22 protein-coding genes are annotated in these 21468 nt (G+C 63.2%); 6 read left to right on the top strand and 16 right to left on the bottom strand.

Annotation, left to right across the window (positions count from 1 at the left end; translation table 11 throughout):
• The first annotated feature begins 25 nt into the window (after positions 1-25).
• Both AC07FD_RS04800 and AC07FD_RS04795 read left to right on the top strand, forming a co-directional pair.
• Positions 26-1300 carry a metal-dependent hydrolase family protein gene (locus AC07FD_RS04800; RefSeq protein ID WP_477413909.1) on the top strand — a complete coding sequence of 425 codons (1275 nt, stop codon included), beginning with the start codon at positions 26-28 and terminating at the stop codon, positions 1298-1300.
• Positions 1301-1305: 5 nt separating this feature from the next.
• Positions 1306-1836 (top strand): DUF5943 domain-containing protein, encoded by a 531-nt coding sequence (locus tag AC07FD_RS04795; protein WP_478348870.1) that lies wholly within the window; start codon positions 1306-1308, stop codon positions 1834-1836.
• 23 nt (positions 1837-1859) lie between these two features.
• Here the strand turns inward: AC07FD_RS04795 and AC07FD_RS04790 are convergent, their stop codons facing one another.
• Positions 1860-2195, bottom strand: coding sequence for a hypothetical protein (locus tag AC07FD_RS04790; RefSeq protein ID WP_478348869.1), 336 nt, complete (start codon positions 2193-2195; stop codon positions 1860-1862).
• Between the two features lie 346 nt (positions 2196-2541).
• Here AC07FD_RS04790 and AC07FD_RS04785 point away from each other — a divergent pair, with 346 nt between their 5' ends.
• Positions 2542-3972, top strand: a complete 1431-nt coding sequence (locus AC07FD_RS04785; protein WP_478348868.1) for a DHA2 family efflux MFS transporter permease subunit — start codon at positions 2542-2544, stop codon at positions 3970-3972.
• 88 nt (positions 3973-4060) lie between these two features.
• Here AC07FD_RS04785 and AC07FD_RS04780 read toward each other — a convergent pair whose 3' ends face one another.
• The 8 genes from AC07FD_RS04780 to AC07FD_RS04745 form a co-directional block, all read right to left on the bottom strand.
• On the bottom strand, positions 4061-4516 hold the full coding sequence (locus tag AC07FD_RS04780) for a MaoC/PaaZ C-terminal domain-containing protein (protein WP_478348937.1): 456 nt from the start codon (positions 4514-4516) through the stop codon (positions 4061-4063).
• Positions 4513-5586 (bottom strand): Gfo/Idh/MocA family protein, encoded by a 1074-nt coding sequence (locus AC07FD_RS04775; RefSeq protein WP_478348936.1) that lies wholly within the window; start codon positions 5584-5586, stop codon positions 4513-4515. Before AC07FD_RS04775 ends, AC07FD_RS04780 begins: the two co-directional genes overlap by 4 nt.
• Positions 5582-5911, bottom strand: coding sequence for an L-rhamnose mutarotase (locus tag AC07FD_RS04770; RefSeq protein WP_478348867.1), 330 nt, complete (start codon positions 5909-5911; stop codon positions 5582-5584). Before AC07FD_RS04770 ends, AC07FD_RS04775 begins: the two co-directional genes overlap by 5 nt.
• A gap of 9 nt (positions 5912-5920) precedes the next feature.
• Positions 5921-7033, bottom strand: coding sequence for a mandelate racemase/muconate lactonizing enzyme family protein (locus tag AC07FD_RS04765; RefSeq protein ID WP_478348866.1), 1113 nt, complete (start codon positions 7031-7033; stop codon positions 5921-5923).
• Positions 7034-7038: 5 nt separating this feature from the next.
• The gene (locus AC07FD_RS04760; RefSeq protein WP_478348865.1) at positions 7039-8136 is read right to left on the bottom strand and encodes an ABC transporter ATP-binding protein; all 1098 of its coding nucleotides are present in this window, start codon (positions 8134-8136) and stop codon (positions 7039-7041) included.
• A 3-nt stretch (positions 8137-8139) separates the two neighbouring features.
• Positions 8140-9006, bottom strand: coding sequence for a carbohydrate ABC transporter permease (locus tag AC07FD_RS04755; RefSeq protein WP_478348864.1), 867 nt, complete (start codon positions 9004-9006; stop codon positions 8140-8142).
• A 16-nt stretch (positions 9007-9022) separates the two neighbouring features.
• Entirely contained in the window at positions 9023-9919 is an 897-nt protein-coding gene (locus AC07FD_RS04750; protein WP_478348863.1) for a carbohydrate ABC transporter permease, read from the bottom strand.
• Positions 9920-10080: 161 nt separating this feature from the next.
• Positions 10081-11400, bottom strand: a complete 1320-nt coding sequence (locus tag AC07FD_RS04745) for an ABC transporter substrate-binding protein (RefSeq protein ID WP_478348862.1) — start codon at positions 11398-11400, stop codon at positions 10081-10083.
• 168 nt (positions 11401-11568) lie between these two features.
• Here AC07FD_RS04745 and AC07FD_RS04740 point away from each other — a divergent pair, with 168 nt between their 5' ends.
• Complete coding sequence (locus tag AC07FD_RS04740) at positions 11569-12354, top strand: IclR family transcriptional regulator (protein WP_478348861.1); 786 nt, start codon at positions 11569-11571, stop codon at positions 12352-12354.
• Between the two features lie 63 nt (positions 12355-12417).
• The gene (locus tag AC07FD_RS04735; protein WP_478348860.1) at positions 12418-13257 is read left to right on the top strand and encodes an amidohydrolase family protein; all 840 of its coding nucleotides are present in this window, start codon (positions 12418-12420) and stop codon (positions 13255-13257) included.
• Positions 13258-13366: 109 nt separating this feature from the next.
• On the opposite strand, the gene AC07FD_RS04730 is transcribed toward AC07FD_RS04735, so the two are convergent.
• From AC07FD_RS04730 to AC07FD_RS04705, 6 genes are all read right to left on the bottom strand, one after another.
• The gene (locus tag AC07FD_RS04730) at positions 13367-14482 is read right to left on the bottom strand and encodes an extracellular solute-binding protein (protein WP_478348935.1); all 1116 of its coding nucleotides are present in this window, start codon (positions 14480-14482) and stop codon (positions 13367-13369) included.
• A 32-nt stretch (positions 14483-14514) separates the two neighbouring features.
• Positions 14515-15675, bottom strand: a complete 1161-nt coding sequence (locus AC07FD_RS04725; RefSeq protein ID WP_478348859.1) for a CaiB/BaiF CoA transferase family protein — start codon at positions 15673-15675, stop codon at positions 14515-14517.
• Positions 15676-15677: 2 nt separating this feature from the next.
• A complete protein-coding gene (locus AC07FD_RS04720; protein ID WP_478348858.1) occupies positions 15678-16229 on the bottom strand; it encodes a MaoC family dehydratase in 552 nt (183 codons plus the stop codon).
• 385 nt (positions 16230-16614) lie between these two features.
• On the bottom strand, positions 16615-17637 hold the full coding sequence (locus tag AC07FD_RS04715) for a Tim44 domain-containing protein (RefSeq protein ID WP_478348857.1): 1023 nt from the start codon (positions 17635-17637) through the stop codon (positions 16615-16617).
• Between the two features lie 76 nt (positions 17638-17713).
• Complete coding sequence (locus AC07FD_RS04710; RefSeq protein WP_478348934.1) at positions 17714-18013, bottom strand: TFIIB-type zinc ribbon-containing protein; 300 nt, start codon at positions 18011-18013, stop codon at positions 17714-17716.
• 166 nt (positions 18014-18179) lie between these two features.
• Positions 18180-19169: a zinc-dependent alcohol dehydrogenase family protein gene (locus AC07FD_RS04705; protein ID WP_478348856.1), complete on the bottom strand. Its 990-nt coding sequence runs from the start codon at positions 19167-19169 to the stop codon at positions 18180-18182.
• Between the two features lie 102 nt (positions 19170-19271).
• On the opposite strand from AC07FD_RS04705, the gene AC07FD_RS04700 reads away from it, so the two are divergent.
• On the top strand, positions 19272-20174 hold the full coding sequence (locus AC07FD_RS04700; protein ID WP_478348855.1) for a LysR family transcriptional regulator: 903 nt from the start codon (positions 19272-19274) through the stop codon (positions 20172-20174).
• A gap of 72 nt (positions 20175-20246) precedes the next feature.
• Here the strand turns inward: AC07FD_RS04700 and AC07FD_RS04695 are convergent, their stop codons facing one another.
• The gene (locus AC07FD_RS04695; RefSeq protein ID WP_477393940.1) at positions 20247-21416 is read right to left on the bottom strand and encodes a substrate-binding protein; all 1170 of its coding nucleotides are present in this window, start codon (positions 21414-21416) and stop codon (positions 20247-20249) included.
• Between the last annotated feature and the right edge of the window lie 52 nt (positions 21417-21468).

Below are 21468 nucleotides of genomic sequence, written 5' to 3'. Positions count from 1 at the left end.
CCGCCAACTCCGAAAGGACGATGTCATGACAAGAGTGATGTTTCGAAATGCCATGATTTGGGATGGCACCGGCGCCGATGCCTTTCCAGCCGATCTGCTGGTCGAGAATGGCCGCATCGTCACCATTGCGCGCACGCCCGGCCAATTGTCCGGTGACGGCGCGACGACAGTCGAATGCCGCGGCATGACGCTGATGCCGGGCCTTGTCGAAGGCCACGCCCACATCTCCTTCGGCGGCGCGATCAAGGATTCCGACCTTGGCCTGATTCCGCCCGAGGAGCATCTTCTGCTGACCATGCGCAATGCCAAGACATTGCTCGACCATGGCTTCACCAGCGCCTACAGCGCCGCGACCTCGAAGCTCAGGCTAGACATCGTCATCCGCAACGAAATCAATGCCGGCCGCCTGCCGGGACCGCGCATGCGCGCCGGCAGTCCGGAAATCACGGTGACCGGCGGCCTCGGCGACGAGCGCCAGCAGCATATGTATCACGAGAGCTTCGGCATGATCGCCGACGGCGTCGAGGAGATCACCAAGGCGGTTCGCCTGTGCTGCCGCGAAGGCGCCGACAACATCAAGATCAACATTTCCGGCGACGATCTGAGCCCCGCGGCGCATGGCGGCCTGACCGTGATGAGCGAGGCCGAAGTGATGACGGCGGTGTCCGTTGCCCGCGACTTCGGCAAGAAGATCAACTGCCATGCCCGCGCAGCCGGCTCTGTGAAGCGCGCGGTAAAGTGCGGCGTCGACGTCATCTACCACTGCGAATCCGCCGACGAGGAAGCGCTCGATGCGCTGGAATCGGCCAAGGACCGCATCTTCGTCGGCCCGGCCATCGGCATCATCTACGGCACGCTCTACGAGGGCGAGCCCTTCGGCTTCACCCACGAGATGGCGGTCAAGTTCGGCATGCAGCGCATCCTCGACGACAGCCGCAAGGTCTACACCGAATTGCGCAAGCGCGGCGTGCGCGCACTGATCGGTGGCGATTATGGTTTCGCGCAGACACCGCAAGGCACCAACGCGCGCGACCTCAAGCATTTCGTCGACCTGCTCGGCTATTCGCCGAGCGAGGCGCTACAATGCGGCACCCGGCTCGGCGGCCAGGTGATGGGCCTCGGCGACGAACTCGGCATGGTCAAGGAAGGCTTCATCGCCGACCTGCTGCTGGTCAATGGTGACCCGCTGAAGGACCTCGACATGATGGTGCATGAGAAGAACCTCGTCGTCATCATGAAGGACGGCGAACTCTACAAGGACCAGTCGGCCTCGGTCGCCGCGCAGCGCCAAGCAGCCTAGGCATCATGCAGCCCGCGGTTCCTATCGATATCGACGAGACGAGCGGCATCTGGCGGACCGACGGGCTGCCGATGGTCTACCTGCCCAGGCGCTTCCTGGTGAACAATCATCTCGCGGTCGAGGCAGCTCTCGGCCGCGACGCCTATCGCGCCATCCTGCGCACCGCGACGGCAAAGTCCGCCATCGAATGGTGCGAGGCGCAGGTGCAGGGCAACGGCCTCGATCCGGAGGCGACGTTCCGCCATTATTTCCAGCGCCTGTCGCAGCGCGGCTGGGGCCAGTTCTCGATCGACACGCTGGATGTGGGCGGGCGCTTCGGCAGCATCAGCCTGAGGAATTCGATCTTCGGGCTGGAGGCCGGGCAGGGGCCAGGCCAGCGCGTCTGCTACATGTTCGAGGGTTTTGTCACCGGCGCCTTCTCGTTCCTGCTCGGTCTTGCGGCACCGACGCAAGTCGAATGCGAGGAGACATACTGCGCCTGTGATGGCCGGCACGACCATTGCCGGTTCGACTTCGCGGAAAGCCGTCCTGCCTGAGGCGCGCTACGGCCGGATGAGGGTCAGGGACCGTGGGGGCCGCACAGGTCGAGCGTCCATTGGATGGTTCCGCAATAGTCGCCGGCGTAGCCGTCGTAACTGCCGTAGCCATTGTAGTAGCCGTCTATCCAGCCATCATCGCCGACCCGATCGTCGCCGGTCCAACCGCCGCTGACCCACCCGCCGCGGTGCCCATGTCCACCGCGCACAGCGTGTCGATGCGCGCCACCGTGATGGGCAGCAGTGTGGTGGACACTATGGTGCCTGACGACCGCGGCATTGGCGTCGGTGGTCAACGGGATCGCGCTCGTGGCCAACGCCAGTACGATGGAAGTGATGAATCCTATTTGCCTTTTCATGAGGATGCCTCCTGTTCATGCGAGACATACATGGGGAGGAAAACGACCTCTCACTCGACACGTTCCTTCACGAAATCGGGACGGCATTCGCTGAAACGCAAATGAGCCGGAAAACTCGACGCACGGCCGTTTGCCGATGTCCTCGCAGGGATAGCCGCGGTCAAGATTTGTTGACCTCCATCAAGGCCAAATTGACTACCGCTTGCCTTTTTGTCGGACCATAAGACAGGCCGTGCGGTCAGGTCTCGGCTGGCTGGCGCACACAAGGCAATCTTGCCTTTGAACGCGGATGCGCCAGCTTGGGCTGGAACATATCGCCGCCTGCATGACGGAATTGGCCACAGCATTGGAACAGCCTCAATTTGCCACCGAGCGCGACCCGAGGTTGAGGCTGATCATTCCGATCATCGTCGCCATCGCGTTTCTGATGGAGCAGCTCGATTCCACCATCATCACCACTGCGATCCCGGCCATCGCGCGCAGCCTCGACACGACACCGGTCAGGCTGAACCTGGCGATCACCACCTACATCCTGACCTTGGCCGTGTTCATCCCAGTCAGCGGCTGGTTCGCGGACAGGTTCGGCGCACGAAGAGTGTTCGCGCTGGCGCTTTTCGCCTTCACCCTTGGTTCGGCGCTGTGCGGCATCGCCAGCAGTTTCAGCATGCTGCTGGCGATGCGCGCGCTGCAGGGGCTGGGCGGCGCCATGATGACGCCCGTCGGGCGGCTGATCCTGCTGCGCAGCTTTCCGCGCAGCGGCTTGATCACCGCCATGACCTATATGACCTTGCCCGCCATCATGGGACCTGTCATCGGGCCGCTGCTCGGCGGCCTGTTGACCACCTATGCCTCGTGGCGCTGGATATTCTATGTCAACGTGCCGTTCGGCTGCCTTGGCATTGCGGCTGCGCTGCGCTTTGTCGACGATTTCCATGAGGAAGCGGTACAACGTTTCGACTTCGCCGGATTCCTGATGGTGGGATGCGGCGTCGCATTGCTGCAATTCGGACTGGAAAGCATCGGCCGGCCGATCATCCCTGTCTCGGCGACAGTGCTGGTGCTGGCAGCGGCGGTCCTGCTGCTGCTCGCCTTCGGGCGCTATGCGCGCCGCGTCGTCGCGCCGGCAGTCGACCTGACGCTGTTTCGGTTTCGCTCGTTCTGGGTCGGTACGCTGGCCGGCGGCCTGTGCCGTGTTGGCCTCAACGGCGCGCCGTTCCTGTTGCCGCTGATGCTGCAGGTCGGCTTTGGCATGAGCCCGGTTACCTCCGGCTCGCTGACATTCGTCGGCAGCTTCGGCGCCTTGCTCATTCGGCCGCTGCTGTCGCCGCTGTTGCGGCGCTTCGGTTTCAATGTCGTGCTGATCGGCAGTGCGCTTGTCGGCTCCGCCGTTGTGGCGGGCTTCGCCCTGATCGGCGCCGATACGCCACACTGGATGATCGGCCTCTACGTCTTCATGTTCGGCATCATCCGGTCGGCGCAGTTCATGACCTCCAACACGCTGTCCTATGCCGACCTGCCGGCGGACAAGTTAAGCCGCGCCACCAGCCTCGGCGGCGTCCTGCAGCAGCTCAGCGTTTCGCTCGGCGTTTCAATCGCCGCCATGGTGCTGGGTCTGGTTGCCGGGGAAACCCACATCGTGACACCGGAGCGCTTTCATCAGGTGTTCCTGCTGACCGCGATCATCCCGCTTCTGTCCATTCCCGGCTTCCTGCATCTGCGCGCCGAGGACGGCGTGCAGGTCAGCGGTCACGTTCGGAAGGGCAATTCTAGCAAATAAGGCGACGAAAGTTATGACCTAGCATCAGGCGCGTATACGGGCATACTTGCATCCACACAGGAAACCATCGGTTAGGGTGCCCTGAGCTTCAGCTCTCCGCCGCCTTGCGTTCGACGATGTAGATGTGGTCGGCCGCCAGCACCACTTCGCCGCGCTGGTTGATCACTTCGCAGCGCTCGATGACCCGTCCCGAAGCCGGCCGCTTGGGATCGTCTTCCTTGGCCGCGATGGTGGTGCGCGTCCGGATCGTGTCGCCGATGAAAACCGGCTTGATAAAGCGCAGCCGGTCGTAGCCATAGGAAAAGGCGACAGGATTGACGACGGTCGCCGTCAGCCCGATGCCGATCGAGAACACCAGCGTGCCATGCGCGATGCGCTGGCCGAACGGCGTCGTCTTCATGAACTCGGCGTCCATGTGATGCGGGAAGAAATCGCCGGTGTGGCCGGCATGGACGACGAAGTCGGTTTCGGTGATGGTGCGCCCGCTGGTCAGGCGCGACGAACCGATCTCGTAGTCCTCGAAATACTGGATCTGTTCCATCAGGGTCTTTCCGCGATCGGTGTCGCCGGTGCCGAACTCGACTGATAGGCCGCCTCGACCAGCGCCATCGTGCTCCAGGCATCCTCGACCGGACTGATCAGCGTCGCGTCTTCGCCGGCTGCAAAACGCTGGACATTGGCCATGCGGCCGACGAAGGCATCGGGAAACCACTCGCCGGCCAAGGACACCGCAACCCAGTCCGTCCCGCCTTTGGGGTAGATTTCCAGCACATCCGGTTCACCGCGCGGATAGTCGAGGTTGAGGCCAAGCTTGAGATAGGCAGCGCCCTCGGTGCCGCAGATGCGGAACTCGCAGGCCTGGTGCCGGCGGCCGAACTTGTGGTCATGGTTGATCGACAGCGCGCAGCGCACGGTGTCGCCATAGTCGAGAATGGCGCTGGTGCGCGTCTGCGCCACCGCATGGTTGGGATGGCCGAGCGTCTTGGCGTGCACGCCTCGGGGGTCACCGAGCAACTGCCGGATCAGGTCGAGATAGTGGATCGAATGCATGGCGATCTCGACGCGTGGCGCCTTGAGCAGGAATTCCCACAGTTCCCACGGCGTCGCCAGCGCCAGCCAGGCGTCGAAGTCGACGATCTCGCCGAGCCAGCCCTTGGCGATGGCGTCCTTGAGCGCCAGCATCATCGGCGCGAAGCGCAGCTGGAAGTTCACCGCTGCCTGAAGCTTTTTGGCGCGGCAGATTTCGAGGATCGTGGTTGCTTCGGTGAGGTTGCCGCCCATTGGCTTCTGGATCAGCGCCACCGCGCCGTCAGGCAAGGATTTCAGCACATCGGCATGGCGCGACGGCGGCGTCGCGAGGTCGAAGATCGCGCCCTTGACGGCGGCAGCCTCCTCGGCGGAACGAAAGGCTGTCACACCCCATTGGTTGGCCAGCTTTTCAGCTCGAGCATGATCGGGATCGTAAAGCCCGGCGATCGGAAAGCCGGCCTTCCTGTAGGCCGGGAAATGCGCGTCGCCGACAATCGACCCGGCGCCGAAGGTGACGATCGGCCGGGGCGTCGAAGGTCTGGGCCAGGACTGGGCGAGTGAGGCAGGGTCGAAACCGCCTTCAATCATGATGGAAGACCTCGTCCATCGCCGCCCACCATTCGCCTTCCCCGCGCGTCGCCAGCGGTTCCTGGCAAGGCATGCAGACCGCCCACCATTCCTGCGTCTTCGGGTCGGCCGCCATCTTGGCCATGTCGGCCGTGTAGTCGGCGCCGTGGTATTCGAAAATGCTGAACAGCAGATTCTCCGGCCGCTTCAGGTAGATCGAGTAGTTCTTGATGTTGCAGGCCGAGATCATGGTCAGCACGTCCGGCCAGACGGCGGCGTGAAGGCGGACATACTCCTCGACCTTTTCCGGCTTCAGCCCCAGAACCATCCCCATCCGCTGCATATCAGTCTCCTATCCGGTGATCGTCGTGGTGAATTCGGCGATGCTCATGGCCTTGACCGCGTCCCAGTCCCAATCGATGCCGATGCCCGGTTCGTCGGGCGCCAGCGCCTGGCCATCCTCGATGCGCATATGCTTGCCGGTCAACTGGTCGAGCTGCGGAATGTACTCGACATAGCGGCCGTTCTGAACTGCGCATGCCAGGCTGACATGCAGTTCCATCAGGAAATGCGGGCAGACCGGAATGTCGAAGGCCTCCGCTGCATGGGCGATCTTGAGCCAGGGCGTGATGCCGCCGATGCGGCCGACATCGACCTGGACGATCGAGCAGGCGCCTTTTTGCATGTATTCGCGGAAATGGCGGATGGAATAGAGCGACTCGCCGACGGCGATCGGCGTCGGCGTCGAGTTCGACAACCGCACATGCCCGTCGATATCGTCGGCCGGCAGCGGCTCCTCGATCCAGGCGAGGTCGAGCTCGCGCAGCCTGGCCGCGCGCCGGATCGCCTCATCGACAGAGAACCCCTGATTGGCGTCGGTCATGATCTCGTAGCCGTCGCCCACCGCCCTGCGCACCGCAGACAGGCGGGCGAGATCCTCCGAGCCGTGCGGCCTGCCGATCTTCACTTTCGAACCGCGAAAGCCCTTGGCCTTGGCGGCCAGCGCGTCGTCGACCAGCGCCTGCGTCTCGATGTGCAGCCAGCCGCCTTCGGTCGTGTAGAGCGGGCAGCGATCCTTGGCGCCGCCGGCCAGCTTCCACAGCGGCAGGTTCTGTTTCTTCGCCCGCAGATCCCAGAGCGCGGTGTCGATCGCGGCGATCGCTATGGCCGTGATCGCACCGATCGTGGTGGCGTGGGTGGCAAATTCGAGATCGTGCCAGATCGCCTCGATCATGTCGGGGTCGCGGCCGATCAGGCGCGGCACCAGATGGTCGGACAGGAGCCGCATCACCGACGAGCCGCCGGTCCCTATCGTGTAGCTGTAACCGGTGCCGACCGCGCCGTCGGAATCGGTGATCGTCACAACAGGCGTTTCCTGGCTGACGAAGCTCTGGATGGCGTCGGTGCGCTTGACCTTGGGCACAAGGTCCACCATCCGCAGTTCGACTTTCTCGATTCTGGCCATGTCCGTCAGCTCCGCAATGTGTTCCCGGTGTCGGCGGCAAACAGATGTGCCTGCGACATGTCGAGGCTCATGGCGACCCGCTCGCCCGATTTCAGGGGTCTCGGGTTCAGCATGCGCGACACCCAGTCGGTGCCGTTGAATTCGACGAACACCAGCGTCTCGTTGCCGAGCGGTTCGGTCACCGTGATCGGCAATTCGATCTGGTGCACGTCGGCAGCGCCGCCCGAACTGATGCCATGTCCGGTCGGATAGATGTCGTCAGGCCGCAGCCCGAACACGACCTTGTCACCGGCCGCGACATTGGCTCTGAACTGGCCGGGCAGGGGCAGCTTGTCGCCGCTGGCGAAAACCATCTGGCCATCGTCGATCGTGGCTTCGTGCAGGTTCATCGGCGGCGAGCCGATGAAGCCGGCAACGAAGCGCGTCGCCGGCCGCCGGAACACCTCGTCGGGCGTGCCGACCTGTTCAATGTAACCGTCCCGCATGATGACGATGCGGTCGGCAAGCGTCATCGCCTCGACCTGGTCATGGGTGACATAGATCACCGTCGATTGCACCTTGGCATGCAGTTTCTTGATCTCGGTGCGCATCTGCGTGCGCAGCTTGGCGTCGAGGTTGGAAAGCGGCTCGTCGAACAGGAAGACGTCGGGATCGCGCACGATGGCACGACCCATGGCGACGCGCTGGCGCTGGCCGCCGGACAGTTGCGACGGGCGGCGGTCCAGCAGCGTATCGAGGCCGAGGATGGCCGCAGCCTCGGCGACGCGGCGGTCCATGTCTTCCTTGGCGGCACCGGCGATCTTCAGCGAGAAGCCGAGATTCTCGCGCACCGTCATATGCGGATAGAGCGCGTAGGACTGGAACACCATCGAGATGTTGCGCGAGCGCGGCGGCAGGTCGTTGACGACGCGGCCGCCGATCTCGATCGAGCCGGCGCTGATTTCCTCAAGCCCGGCGATCATGCGCAGCGTCGTCGACTTGCCGCAGCCGGAGGGGCCGACCAGCGCGATGAATTCGCGGTCGGCGATGTCGAGGTCGATACCGTGCACGATCCCGACATTGCCGTAGCGCTTGGTCAGCTTGGTGAGGGAAACGGTTGCCATGGGTCAGCCTTTCACCGCGCCGGAGGTCAGGCCACCGACAAGGTGTTTCTGGACGATGTAGGTGAGGGTGAGCGCCGGAATGATCATCACCACGGCGAGCGCGCACATGCCGCGCCAGTCGATGGTGAACTCGGCCGTGTAGTCGAGCAGGCCGACCGGCAGCGTCTTGGCGCTCACCGAGCGGGTCAACTGCGAGGCCAGCGCGAATTCATTCCAGCAGGTCAGGAAGGCGAAGATGGCGGCCGACGCGATGCCCGGCCCGGCGAGCGGGAACTCGACCTGCCAGAACGCCTGCCAGCGCGTGCAGCCGTCGATCTGCGCGGCTTCAGCGAGGTCCTTCGGCACCTGGCGGAAGAAGCCGTCGATCAGCCAGATCGTGAACGGCACGTTGAGCGCGACATAGGCAAGGATCAGTCCGACATGCGTGTCGATGATGCCAAGCCGCACGTAGAGGAAGAACAGCGGCAGCGACAGCGCGATGCCCGGCACCGTGCGCGTCAGCATCAGGCCGAGGAAGACGCTCGACTTGCCGCGGAAGCGGTAGCGCGCGAATGCATAGCCACCGGCCATACCAATGGCCACCGCAATGATCGTCGACGTCACCGAGATGATCAGCGAGTTGCGGAAATACTCGATCACCGGGATGCCGCCCTTGCCGATGCCGCTGAACATCGCGACATAGGCGTCGAACGAGATCTCCTGCGGGATCCACACTGGCGGCTTGGCCATGATCTCGACCGTCGGCCGCAGCGACGACAGCACGATCCACAGGCCAGGCAGGCAGATGGTCAGCATCGCCAGGAACAGGCCGATGCGATAGACGATGCCTGTGAGCCGGCGCTTCAAGCGGGCGGAAGAATTCTCGTCCATCTTCACCACCCAGCCCTCACCACTCGGCACCGATCTGCGTGCGCGCCGCGGCGAGCTTGTTGAAGAAATAGACGGTGAAGGCGATCGACAGCAGGATCGAGAAATAGGCCATGGCGTTAGCCATGCCCATGCGCCCGTCGCTGTAGGCGGTGCGCGCCACCAGCGTCCAAAGCAGCTCGGTGCGGCCCGCCGGTCCGCCATCGGTCATGATCTTGACGATGTCGTAGGCGCGCGCCACGTCGAGCGAGCGGATGGTCATGGCGATGTAGGCAAAGGGCATGACGAACGGCCACGTCACATAGCGGAATGTCTGCCATGGCGTGCAGCCGTCGACGCGCGCCGCCTCGATCGGTTCCTTGGGCATGGCGAGCAGGCCGGCGAGGATCAGGATGGCGAAGATCGCCGTCGACGACCAGATCTCGGCGATCGAAATGGCGATGAAGGCGAGATGGCTCTCGATCAGCCACGGTATGGCGTCCTGCGTGATGCCGAGCGACTGCAAGGCATTGTTCACCAGGCCGATGTTGTCATTGAACATGAATTTGAACTGGAAGCCGACCAGGATCGGCGAGAACATCATCGGAAACATCATCAGCGTGCGCAGGATGCGCTGGCCGCGCGTAGCCTTCTCGACCAGCATCGCAAGGCCGAGGCCAAGCAGCATTTCAAGATTGAGCGCGATCGTCAGCAGCAGCACCGTGCGGCCGAACGCCCACCAGAAATCGGTGTTGGACAGGATCGAAAGATAGTTCCTGAAGCCGATGACGACGAAAAATGTTTCGGGCCGTGTCAGGCGGAACGGCGTGAAGCTGGAATAGAGGGACAGCAGCAACGGGACCACGACAACCGCCGCCAGCACGATGACAGCCGGAAGCAGCAGCAGGAATGGCGGGGATGGCTTGAAGCCCTTCATCAGGATCCTGTGGGGTGTTGCATTGAACTGTCGGTGCCTCTCCTTCGTCGAGGCCCGGCCGGGGAACGGAAGGCTATCTCGGATCGGTCCGCGCACTCGCCCCGGTAAGGCGCGATCGCCTCCCCCATCGCTGACGGGGGAGGCCGTCTTGGGAGCAGTCGCTAGAGCTTGCCGGCGTCCTGAAGGATCTGCGTCGCCTTGGCGGCGGCCTCATCCAGTGCCTGCTTGGAAGTCTTGTCGCCGAGGATCGCCGCCTGCAGCTCGGGATAGACGGCGTTCGAGATCTCGATCCACTCAGGCGTCTGCGGCACGGCAAAGGCGTGCGTGGCTTCTTCCTGGAAGGCGGCAAGGACCTCCTTCTTGTAAGGGTCGTTTGCTGCTTGCTGCAGGTCCCAGTCCCACACCGCGGTGCGGGTCGGCAGCGGTCCAGCGGCGGCCTCGAGCTTCTGGCTGTCCTCGTTGGTCAGCCACCACACCAGGGAAGCAGCGGCCTCCTTGTTGGGACAGTTCTCGGTCACCGAGAAGCCATGGAAACCGGACCAGCCGGTGCGCTTGCCCGAAGAGCCCTTCGGCGCAACCTTGACGCCGACATTGCCGGCGACCTTCGACGACTTCGGATCGTTGAAGAACCCGGCCCAGCCCGGCCAGTCGAGGTTGATGGCGACGGTGCCGGAAGCAAAACCCTGGCCGAGGTCGTCCCAAAGGTAGTTGGTCGTTCCGGCCGGCACTGCCTTGGCCTTGTAGAGGTTGACGAACCAGTCGAGCGCCTTGATGCCTGCTTCGGAGTTAAAGACCGGCTTGCCGTCCTCGTCGAGGTACTCGCCGCCTTCGGCGACCACCATCTCGTAGAAACGGCCGTTGATCGCCTCTTCCTTGCCGGCGAACTGGGTGCCGTAGAAATTGGGCGGGTTGGCGAAGAACTCAGCCTGGTCGGTGACTTCCTTCCAGGTGTCCGGCGGCACCAGATCATAGCCGTATTTGGCCTTGAACTTGGTCTTGTTGTCGGCGTTCTCGTACAGGCTCTTCTGGTAGTAGAGCGCCGAAACGTCGAACTGCGCGCGGGGCAGCATCTCCAGCTTGCCGTCGATTGTTGCCGACTTGATCGTCGAAGGCACGAAGGCGTCGATCTCTGCCTTGGGCAAGAGCTTGCCGAGATCGGTGTAAAGGCTCGTATACTGCGGCGCGAAGGACGAATGGTTCCAGCCGACGCACCAGTTGGTGCTGCCCGAGGCGATGTCGGACTTGAGCTCCTTGTCGATGTCGAAGCCGTTCTTCTTGGTCAGGATGTTGACCTTGGCGCCGGTCAGCTTCTCCCATTCGGGGATACGCTCATAGAGTTTTTCATATTGCTGGCCGCCGATCAGCTTGGCGTCGATGGTGACGCCTTCGAACTTGCCGGGCAGGTCGCCGGCAAGGGCCGTGCCTGCACCGAATGCAAGCAACAATGCGCCGGCGGACACGCCGGAAAGCAATCTGTTCATTGGTATCCTCCCTTGGTGCGCCTCACCGGCGACCGCAACTCGTCTGATGACAAGAAGTGCTACATTCATATACAAACAAAACATTCACGGGTACGTCAAGGCGAAATTTGTTTCCGTCGGCCGCGTTCCTGCGTATATGAAGAATCGAATTCACTGGAGGGATGCGCCATGGATGACAGCGAAGACGAGCGCTATCGCGCGCCGGCGCTCGACAAGGGGCTCGACATCCTCGAACTGCTGGCCGGCGTCGACGGTGGCCTGACGCAAGCCGAAATCGCCAAGAAACTCGACCGCAGCCCCAACGAATTCTACCGCATGCTCGACCGGCTGGTGCGGCGCGGCTATGTCACCCGGCTGGATGGCGACCGCTATTCGCTGACACTGAAGTTGTTTGGCCTGGCGCAACTGCATGCGCCGGTGCGGCGGCTGGTTTCCTACGCTACGCCGCTGATGCGTGAACTCGCCGAGACGTCGCAGCAGGCCAACCAACTCGTTGTTTTTGATCGAGGTTCCGCCGTTGTGATCGGCCAGCAGGAGGCGCCGAACTACTGGGGCATCTCGATCCGCGTCGGCTCACACATCAGCCTGTTCGACACCGGTTCGGGACATGTGTTGCTCGCCTTCCGCTCACAGGAAGAGCGGCAGATGATGATTTCGGAACACGTCCGCAGCACCGACAAGACGGCGCAATCGGCCGAATTCTTCGCCAGGCTCGACCAGATCCGCGACCGTGGTTACGAGATGATGGCCTCGATGCAGACCGCCGGTGTCTTCAACCTCTCGGCCCCGGTGCGCAGTTCCGACGGCAAGGCGATCGCGGCACTGTCGATTCCCTACATCACCGTCGTCAACGCGCCCTCCGCGCCTGACATCACCAGGACCATCGAACTGTTGCTGGTCACGGCCGAAAAGCTGTCGCACCTGGCCGGATCGGCGGTCGGCTCGCCGTCGTGAATTCTTATTTGAATGAAGAATTCCTCCGTGAGATGATCTAACGACCCAAGAGGAGGAGCTACAGTGATCGTCGATACCCATCTGCATCTCATCGATCGTTCGGTGCTGCGCTATCCCTGGCTTGCCGGCGTGCCGGCGCTCGACCGCGATTTTTCCTATGAGGAATACGCCGTGGAGGCCCACCGCGTCGGCGTCGGGCGCGTGCTGCATATGGAGGTCGACGTCGATCCGGCGGACATCGAGGCCGAGACCACTCGTGTCGAAAGGCTGTCGCGGCAGCCCGGCAGCATGCTGGCCGGTGCGATCGCGTCCTGCCGGCCGGAACAAGCAGATTTTGCAGCCTATCTCGAGCGGCAGCGGGCAAATCCCTTCGTCAAGGGTTTCCGCCGCGTCCTCCATGTCGTGCCCGACGATCTATCGGACGGCGCGCTGTTTCGCGACAACATCAGGCGACTTGGCGGCACCGGTCTGACCTTCGATCTGGTCGTGCTGCCGCACCAGATTCCCAAGGCGATCGCGCTTGCCGACCTGGCGCCCGATGTCCAGTTCGTGCTCGATCATTGCGGCGTCCCCGATATCAAGGGCAATGGCGAACATCCATGGCGCGAACACATGAGCGAGATCGCGCGCCGCCCGAATGTCATGGCCAAGATTTCCGGTGTCGTCGCCTATGCCGATCCCGGCAGCTGGACGGCCGGGACGCTGCGGCCTTATGTCGAACACACCATCGATGCGTTCGGCTGGGGCCGCGTTGTCTGGGGCAGCGACTGGCCGGTCTGCACGCTTGGCGGCGGCCTCTCGACCTGGGTGGCGGCGACCCATGCGCTGCTGTCAGGTTGCAGCCTCGATGAACGCGACCGGCTCTTGTTCGCGAATGCCCGCAAGCTGTGGCGGCTCGATTAGAGCAATTCCAGGAAAAGTGTGAAACGGTTTTCCGTCCGGAATTGCGTCAAAACAAAGAGTTAGAGCGGCTCGCCGTTTCCGTGAAACGGTTCGTTCACGCTCCGGACACCTACGCCGGAACACTTTCCCGGAACAGGCGATTGAGATCGGCAACGACCTGGCCGGCCCGGTGCCTGGAAGTCAGGCCGACGACGATGCAGTCGGACGCCGCCTGCTGGAACGCCATGTAACCGTCATGGCGCGGCCGAACCCACGAACCTTCCAGCGTCACGCGCGTATCGCGATAAAAGTTGCCGGTGGCGGCGTTGACCTTCTGATCTTCCCACGCCGCGGCATGGCCGGGCTGGCCGCCCGCGGCGCCATAGGCACCGCGCTGGACATCGCCACTGGCGACCCAGTAGGCGAAGTCGATCGCGGCATCCTTTGCCTTGGAAAAGGCTGAAACCGCTATGCCGGTGCCGCCAAGCGCCGAACCGATGGGACCGCCGGCGCCGATGACCGGGATATCGGCGAAGGCCAGGCGGTGCGCGCGGAACCCCGCCATCGCATAGGAGACGTAACCATAGATCAGCGGCGCGCAGACGATCCGGGAATCGACCTCTGCCATGCGCTCCGAGGCGGCGATCGGATCCATGTCAAAGCAGGCCGGATCGACCAGTGCCGCGATCTCGCGCATAGCCTCGAAGACGTCGCTGCCGGCCTCGATGTCGATGAGATCGCGGGAGGGATCGGTCGTGCAGGCATGGCCGAGATTGCCGGCGAGCGTGTAGAACACCATCAGCGAGTGGGGTGGGCGCAGCGGCAACAGCACGCGGCCTTGCCGGGCGAGGTCGAGCACCTCGCTCCAACGCGATGGCGGTGCATCGAGCGCATCCGGCCGCCAGGCCTGGACCTGTGTTGCCGCATCGATTGGGAAAGCCCACTGCCGTCCCTGCCAGTTGTAGCTCGGATAGGATTTTCCGACGCTGCCCGAGGCAAGGGCTGCGCACTCCGCCTCGCGGCCGGTGACATCGAGCGGCTCAAGGCAGCGCTCCGCCGTGATCTGGCCGACATGCGGATGGTCGATGACGATGAGGTCATAGGCCCGCGCCAGTTCCTCGACGGGGAAGGACTCGAAATCCTGCAGCGAGCGCTTGTCCCATTCGATTGCAATGCCGGTCTTCTGCTTCCATAGCGACGAGCAGGCGACCATCGGATCGTAGCCGCGCGGATGGCTCCAGGTCATGCCCCTGAGGGCGGGCACGGGCGTGGGCTCGCTCACAGCCCGAACTCATCGCGGATTGCAGCACTGTGCTCGCCGATGCGCGGTGCCGCCCGGTCGACCTTGGATCTGACACCGTCGACCCTGAGCGGCGAACTGGTGGTGAGGATCGAGACGTCGTCCTCGCGCGTCACCGTCTGAAGCATGTCGAGCGACTGGAACCCTTCGCTTGCCAGCATCTCCGGCCAGGTCAGCACCTTGGCGCACCAGATGTCGGCCGGCTCCAGGATATCAAGCCATTCGTCGATGGCCTTGGTGGCGATCCTTTGCGCGATGATCGCCTTGATGTCGTCGCGCGCGGTGAACCACGATGCCGGCTTGTCACGATAGGGCGCCAGTTCGCCAAGAGACAGCAGATCGGCCAGCTTGGGGATCGGCGTCATGGCGATGGCGAGATAACCGTCCTTGGCGGGGTAAACGCCGTAAGGCGCAGAAAGATAGGCATGCGCGCTGCGGAAGCTGGAGCGTCGGGGCAAGCGACGGCCGTCATTGAGATGCGTGGTCAGCACCTCGAACTGGAAATCGACCAGCGCTTCCAGCAGGCTGGTTTCGATATGGCTTCCCTGGCCGGTGATGCCGCGCCGCACCAGCGCCGCCAGGATGCCCTGCGCGCAGGCGGCACCGGCCAGCATGTCGCCGATGGCGAGCCCGAATGGCACCGGGCCCTGGTCCTCGTCGCCGTTCAGCCACATCACGCCGGAGCGCGACTGCGCCAACAGATCCTGGCCCGGCCGCTTGACCCAGGGGCCATCCTCGCCATAGCCGCTGATCGAGGCGTAGACCAGGCGCGGGTTGATCTTGCGGACGGCCTCGTAGTCGAAGCCGAGCCGCTCGATGACGCCCGGCCGGAAATTCTGGATCAGCACATCGGCCTTGGCCAGCAGGCCGCGCAGCGTCTTGAGGTCGGCCTCGTTCTTGAGGTCGATAGCAAAACTTTCCTTGGCCCGGTTGATGGCATGGAAGATGGTGGAATCGCCGCCGATCTCGGTGTCGCTGAGGTAGAGCCGGCGCGACAGGTCGCCGCCATCCGGACGCTCGATCTTGATGACGCGGGCGCCGAGGTCGAGCAGCCTGAGCGAGCAGTAGGGCCCGGACAGGAATTGGCTCATGTCGACGACGACGAGACCGGCAAGCGGCAATTCGGCTGCAGCCGGCATCGCTATTTCTCCGTCTTGCCGACAAAGTCGGCCGGGTTGCGGTACTTCACCGTCTGCAGATGCTCGCAGTAGAGAACGAGTTCGCCTTCGCCCTTGAACACCTCGTAGCTGGCGCGGATCAGCCCCATCTCCTTGTAGCGCGGCTTCTTGTCGAGGTAGGAGCGGATCGAATAAATCGTATCGCCAATGAAGACAGGCTTTATGAAGCGGAGCTTGTCGTAGCCATAGGAAAAGGCGTTGATGCAATTGGTGGCGACCAGCCCGAGGCCAGCCGAGAACACGAAAGCACCGGCGATCAGCCGCTTGCCGAAAATGCCTTCCGTCTCGGCAAACATCTGGTCCTGCACATAGGGGTGGATGTCGAGCACTAGGGTGTTGAACAGGTGGCTGTCGCCTTCCGCCATGGTGCGCCGCAACGAGCGGATTTTCTGGCCCACCGGCCAGTCCTCATAGAACCAGTTTTCGGCGTTCCAAACCGGCAGGGCGGCGTGCTCCTCAGGCATGTTGGCGGGGTGCGTCGAGGCGACGCCGACGGTGGGCGCGAAACCGTTCATGGTCGGCTCCGCCAGCCCTGTGGCGGGCACCGCACAGGTGCTGGAGCACGCATCAAAGCGCCTGAAAGCACGACGTTTCCTCCGGTCGATCTTCTTTTGTAAATAGTATTTTCACATATGGGATTACGTTGCAAGCGTGAACAGGCGAAATCTTGGCCGTTCCCGCGCGCCGAAGCTGGCGCGCAGGGGAGGAAACAATGCGGAATGCCTGTCTGGTATCTATCGGTTGAATCGTGAGGCGCCGTAATTTCAAGGCGCGACACCGACAGCGGCATGTTTACCGGCACCGGACTGGCCATCGAGATCGGCACGCCGATGTGCGTCAAGAACGTGCGCTGAACGCCCGCAACTACTGTCGAGGCCTCGGAACAAAACTGGCCGGGGCTCAAGCCTGTTGGATTGCCGAGAGCTTCCAGTTCGAGCCGTTCTCCCGCATGAATGTCCACAGCTCCGTCGTCTCTGTCGGATGTTCATCGTCGCCCTCGACGACCTTGCCGCTGGCCCGTTCGCGCATCACGTCGCGAGACTCGTAGCGCAATGCGGCCGTGGCGTAGTCACGGTCATCCTCGCGCCAGCTTTCCGCGATGTCGGCCTGCAGCAAAGTGATGTCCGATACGTCGTTCCTGAGACCTTTCTGGGCATTGTCGGCCAACTCTTCCGACAGATAGGACACCATCTCGGGGGTCGTCGCCCGGCGCAGCGCGGCATGGTCTTCGCGCCCGAATGCTTCCTGGACGTCAGTCAACAGCTGCTGGAATGCGTCGAGGTCGGTCTGAGCCAGCGTAATCTCCTCGGAACCGGTGGCTGGAGAGCCTCCACCCGAACCGCCGCCAAAGCCGGGAATTGAGAAGGAGCGAGCAGTGTCCGCCTGCTGCTGTGCCGTTGCGCGGTTCTCAAATCTCGAAGCCTGGGCATTGGAAGCTTGGGCACTGGAAGATTGGGCAGTGCCTGCACCGGCCAGTGCCGAGGCAGGGCCACGCGCGGATTGCGACCGGAAGAAGCGAATGGCCAGCATGATTGCGCCACCTATAAGCAGGGCCTGAAGCAGGAAACCGAACATGCCGGCCAAGCCGCCGAAGCCTTGGCCGACGAGCAGGCCGATCAGGCCGCCGAGCAGCAGGCCGCGCATCATCGTTCCACCGAAGCCGCTCATGAAGCCGGGCCTCTGTAGGCCGGCCTGCGGCTGCCGGACCGGAGCGTTCACGCCTGGGTTGGGCGTCATGGAGCGCTCGACCGGAGCGGTCGGCGCTGGTGCCGTTCTGGTCGGCGGTGCCGATTGGAACGTACGCGTGCCACGACTGCCGAAACTGCCGCCGCGACGAGCCTCGGCATGCTCCATCGCGACCATGGAGAATGCAAGGACCAGCCCTGCAAACAGGGCGGCAAATCGGCTTGAGCGAGAAATCATCGGGGGTTGGCCTTTTTGTCGATGTGGTTTCGGAAATTTTCAGCAAACGCCGGCCCGGATGCCGGGCCTCATGCGGTCAATCGAACAACTCTTCGAAGAATGATTTCTTCCGCTTTGGATAGCGCTGGCCCTGCGAGCGGGAATAATCGTCATCGCGCCCTTGGCCATGTTGCGGCTGGGCGAATGCTGCCGGCTGTGGCTGTTGCACAGGCGCAGCGTCCCTGCCGGAACGCTCGATGATCTTGTCGAGTTCGCCGCGATCAAGCCAGACGCCGCGGCACTGCGGACAATAATCGATCTCGATCCCCTGGCGTTCGCTCATCACGAGCGCGACGCGGCAGGAGGGGCAAACCAAACCAAGGAGGGAAGATGTCATGAGGGGCTCCAAACCAAAAAAGAATGAGCCCGCTTGACCGAAAAGAATGGAAACGGGCCCGTTACAGCGGTCCGACATCACAATCGCCAAACAAGCGACAGTCAGAGGGGCCCGGCCCGCACAAGGCAATTAGGAATGCAGATGCGCGCCTTCAAGGGATTGTTGCTCAAACCGTCACCACAATCTTTCCGAACTGCCGGTTCGATTCCAGAAAGCGATGCGCCTCGACGACCTGCTCGAACGGGAAAGTTCTGTCGATGATCGGCCTCAGCGCGCCGGTCTCCAGGCCCTCGAGGATGAACGCTTTGGCCGCTTCCAGCTTCGCTGGGTCGCCAGTGATCTCATGGACGAGATAGCCGCGCAGCGTCAGCGTCTTGGCCAGTACGGCGAACAACGGGAACGGCGTTGGCTCCAGGCTGAGGCCACCATATTCGATGAGCATGCCACCCCGCGTCATCGCCGCCGTCAGCGGCTCGAAGATCGGGCCACCGATCGCATCGAACACGACGCGCACGCCTTGCGGCCCGGCGATCTCACCGAGCCGTGCGGCCAGATCCTCCTCCTTCGCCGCCACGACATAGGCCGCACCGGCATCGAGCAGGGCCTGCTTCTTGGCCGATGTTCGCGTCACCGCAATCGCGGTCGCTCCAACCCTGTTGGCGATCTGGATCGCTGCAAGCCCGACACTGCTCGATGCCGCGGTGACGACAACGAAATCTCCGCTGTGCAGCCTGGCGATATCGATCAGCGCGCCATAGGCGGTGAGGTATTGCATCCAGACCGCCGCCGCCATTGGCCAGTCGAGCGAGGGCGGGTGCTTGACGACGAGCCCGGCAGGATAGGTGGCAAGCTCGCCATAGGCGGGCCAGCGGATCATCGACTGCGGCGGGATGATGCTGACGCTGTCGCCCGGCGCAAAATCCTTCACACCTTCGCCTACCGCCTCGATTATGCCCGCAGCCTCAAGACCAAGTCCGGAGGGCAGCGTCGGCGTTTCGATATAGGCACCCGCGCGCAGCAGCGCCTCGGCGCGGTTGAGGCCGAGCGCCTTGACGCGGATTTGAACTTCGCCCGGCCCCGGTCCGGGAAGCTCGACATCCTCGATGCGCAGGACCTCGGGACCACCATGCTGGTGGAAGCGAACAAGACGAGCCATTCGGGTTACTCCAAATTATCTGAACCGAATGAGCTATGCAGGCAAGATTCTCGGCGATTAATGGCTATAAAGGTAGAACAGTAGAAACCAGGAGTTCTGAATATGGATCGGCTTGAGAGCATGGCCGTGTTCGTCAAGGCGGTCGACCTCGGCTCGTTCGCTGCCGCGGCGGTCGCGCTCGATCTGTCCGGGCCGATGGTCGGCAAGCATGTCCGGTTTCTCGAGGAACGGCTGGGCGTGCGGCTGCTCAACCGGACCACGCGCCGGCAGAGCCTGACCGACTTCGGACGCGCCTATTATGAACGCTGCCGGGTCGTGCTGGCCGAGGCCGAAGCCGCCGATGCGCTCGCCGCCGACGAGTTTTCCGAACCGCGAGGCAAACTGCGCGTCACCATGCCGGCGCATTTCGGCCGCCACTGCGTGACACCCATATTGCTGCGGCTGGCGCGGCAATATCCGATGCTGGAACTCGACCTGTCCCTCAGCGACCGCTTCGCCGACCTTGCCGAGGACGGCTTCGATCTCGCCATCCGCACCGGCGCCCTGGACGACAAGGCAGGGGTGATCGCGCGTCGTGTCGCGCGCCAGGGCATGGTCGTCTGCGCAGCACCCGCCTATCTCCAACGCCACGCCGAACCGCTGCGGATCGAGGATCTCGCCGACCATCAGGCCATTGTCTACCGCCGGCTCGGCCAGGTCGTTCAGCCTTGGCTATTCGTGCGCGAGGGGCAAGCCACGCAGGAGATCATGCCGACCGGCCGTCTGCGGCTCGACGATCTCGATGCCATCGCCGATGCCGCTGCTGAAGGCATGGGCCTTGCCTGGTTGCCCTATTGGCTGGTGCGCGAGCGCATTCAGGCCGGCGCCCTGGTGGCGCTGCTGCCGGATCAGCCGCGATATCTCTACGACTGTCACGCGCTTTGGCTGCAGACGCCGCATCTGCCGTTGAAGGTACGGCTGGCCGTCGATGCCCTGGCGGCCGCTTTGCCGAAATCGATGGCCTGATCGCAGGCGTCGCCGTCGGACCTCCGTGCGGCTCAGGCCACCTTGCAGTGCCTGAGCCGCGCAGCTAGTTCGCTACAGTTTGCAGTAAGGCGTCACCGGTGCGATGACGCCGAAATCCTTGACGATCTCATAGCCGATGCCATCTGCCGCCGCCTTGCCGACATAGGAATGGCAGAGCGTGTGGTTGTTGGTGGCGTCGACGCGGATCTTGCCTTGCGGTGCGTCGAACTCGATCGATGGCAATGCCGCCAGCACATCGTCGTCCTTCAGCGATCCGGCCTTTTCGGCGGCCAGCGCGTAGAGGTGCAGGCCGTTGTAGCCGGCCTCGCCGATGCCGTTGACCATCTTCTCCTGGCCGAACTTTTCGCGGAAGCTCGAGATGAACTTCTTGTTGACCGGATTGTCGAGCGCCATCCAGTAGGGCTGCGGCGCGTAAGTGCCGGCCGCCACGCCGGGCGGCAGCGCATCCTTGTTGAAGACCTCGTCGAGCGGCGCGATCAGCGGCTGCTTGATGTCGAAGCTGCGATACTGCTTGAGCTGGGTGACGGCGTCGTTGCCGACCACCATCGACCAGACGACATCGGGCTTCAGCGACTTGATCTTCTGGAAGGCCGGGCCGAAGTCGGTGGTGCCGAACGGATAGTAATCGGCGCCGATGATCTTGCCGCCGGCCTTCTCGTAGGCTGCGGTGATCGCCTCGGTCATCTTCTGCGGCCAGGCATAGTCGGAGGCCATGACATAGATCGTCTTGCCGAGGTTCTCGGCCACCCAGGGCATCATCGGGTCTACCTGCTGCATCGGGATAGGGCCGGTGGCGACGAAGTAGCGGTTGCATTCGCCGCCTTCGAAGTTGGTCGGGTAGAAGAACAGCTTCTTGGCTTTCGAGGTGACGGACAGCGTCGCACTGCGCTCGGGCGAGATGATGGTGCCCATGATCACGTCGACCTTGTCTTCGTTGAGGAGCTTGCGTGCCTTGTCGATCGCGCCCTTGGTCGTGGTCTGGTTGTCCTCGATGAACAATTCGACCTGGCGGCCGCCAATGCCATTGGCGGCGTTGAGTTCGGCAGCCGCCAGCTTGTAGCAATTGAGCAGCGTCTCGCCGAGGATCGCCTGCAATCCGGTGATGGGGATCGATAGGCCGACCTTGACGGTGTCGGCGGCGCGCAGGATCGACGGTGCGCCGACCATGGCGAAGGCGGCCGCGGCGCCGCCCGATTTCAGAACAGTTCTTCTGCTTATCATTTTTGTGTTCCCTTCCAGTCCAGGCGCGCCCCATGCACGCCCTACAAAGCCA

Source organism: Mesorhizobium waitakense (genome assembly GCF_056431085.1).
The sequence above is the reverse complement of the archived record's forward strand: the minus strand, read 5'-3'. Positions and strand labels throughout refer to the sequence as shown.

Coding starts and splice junctions, on each gene's coding strand:
- AC07FD_RS04800 (WP_477413909.1), top strand. CDS start 26: ATGACAAGAGTGATGTTTCGAAATGCCATGATTTGGGATGGCACCGGC.
- AC07FD_RS04715 (WP_478348857.1), bottom strand. CDS start 17,637: ATGATTTCTCGCTCAAGCCGATTTGCCGCCCTGTTTGCAGGGCTGGTC.
- AC07FD_RS04695 (WP_477393940.1), bottom strand. CDS start 21,416: ATGATAAGCAGAAGAACTGTTCTGAAATCGGGCGGCGCCGCGGCCGCC.
- AC07FD_RS04765 (WP_478348866.1), bottom strand. CDS start 7,033: ATGGCCAGAATCGAGAAAGTCGAACTGCGGATGGTGGACCTTGTGCCC.
- AC07FD_RS04795 (WP_478348870.1), top strand. CDS start 1,306: ATGCAGCCCGCGGTTCCTATCGATATCGACGAGACGAGCGGCATCTGG.
- AC07FD_RS04700 (WP_478348855.1), top strand. CDS start 19,272: ATGGATCGGCTTGAGAGCATGGCCGTGTTCGTCAAGGCGGTCGACCTC.
- AC07FD_RS04750 (WP_478348863.1), bottom strand. CDS start 9,919: ATGAAGGGCTTCAAGCCATCCCCGCCATTCCTGCTGCTGCTTCCGGCT.
- AC07FD_RS04790 (WP_478348869.1), bottom strand. CDS start 2,195: ATGAAAAGGCAAATAGGATTCATCACTTCCATCGTACTGGCGTTGGCC.
- AC07FD_RS04760 (WP_478348865.1), bottom strand. CDS start 8,136: ATGGCAACCGTTTCCCTCACCAAGCTGACCAAGCGCTACGGCAATGTC.
- AC07FD_RS04720 (WP_478348858.1), bottom strand. CDS start 16,229: ATGAACGGTTTCGCGCCCACCGTCGGCGTCGCCTCGACGCACCCCGCC.
- AC07FD_RS04725 (WP_478348859.1), bottom strand. CDS start 15,675: ATGCCGGCTGCAGCCGAATTGCCGCTTGCCGGTCTCGTCGTCGTCGAC.
- AC07FD_RS04740 (WP_478348861.1), top strand. CDS start 11,569: ATGGATGACAGCGAAGACGAGCGCTATCGCGCGCCGGCGCTCGACAAG.
- AC07FD_RS04755 (WP_478348864.1), bottom strand. CDS start 9,006: ATGGACGAGAATTCTTCCGCCCGCTTGAAGCGCCGGCTCACAGGCATC.
- AC07FD_RS04710 (WP_478348934.1), bottom strand. CDS start 18,013: ATGACATCTTCCCTCCTTGGTTTGGTTTGCCCCTCCTGCCGCGTCGCG.
- AC07FD_RS04745 (WP_478348862.1), bottom strand. CDS start 11,400: ATGAACAGATTGCTTTCCGGCGTGTCCGCCGGCGCATTGTTGCTTGCA.
- AC07FD_RS04770 (WP_478348867.1), bottom strand. CDS start 5,911: ATGCAGCGGATGGGGATGGTTCTGGGGCTGAAGCCGGAAAAGGTCGAG.
- AC07FD_RS04705 (WP_478348856.1), bottom strand. CDS start 19,169: ATGGCTCGTCTTGTTCGCTTCCACCAGCATGGTGGTCCCGAGGTCCTG.
- AC07FD_RS04730 (WP_478348935.1), bottom strand. CDS start 14,482: ATGACCTGGAGCCATCCGCGCGGCTACGATCCGATGGTCGCCTGCTCG.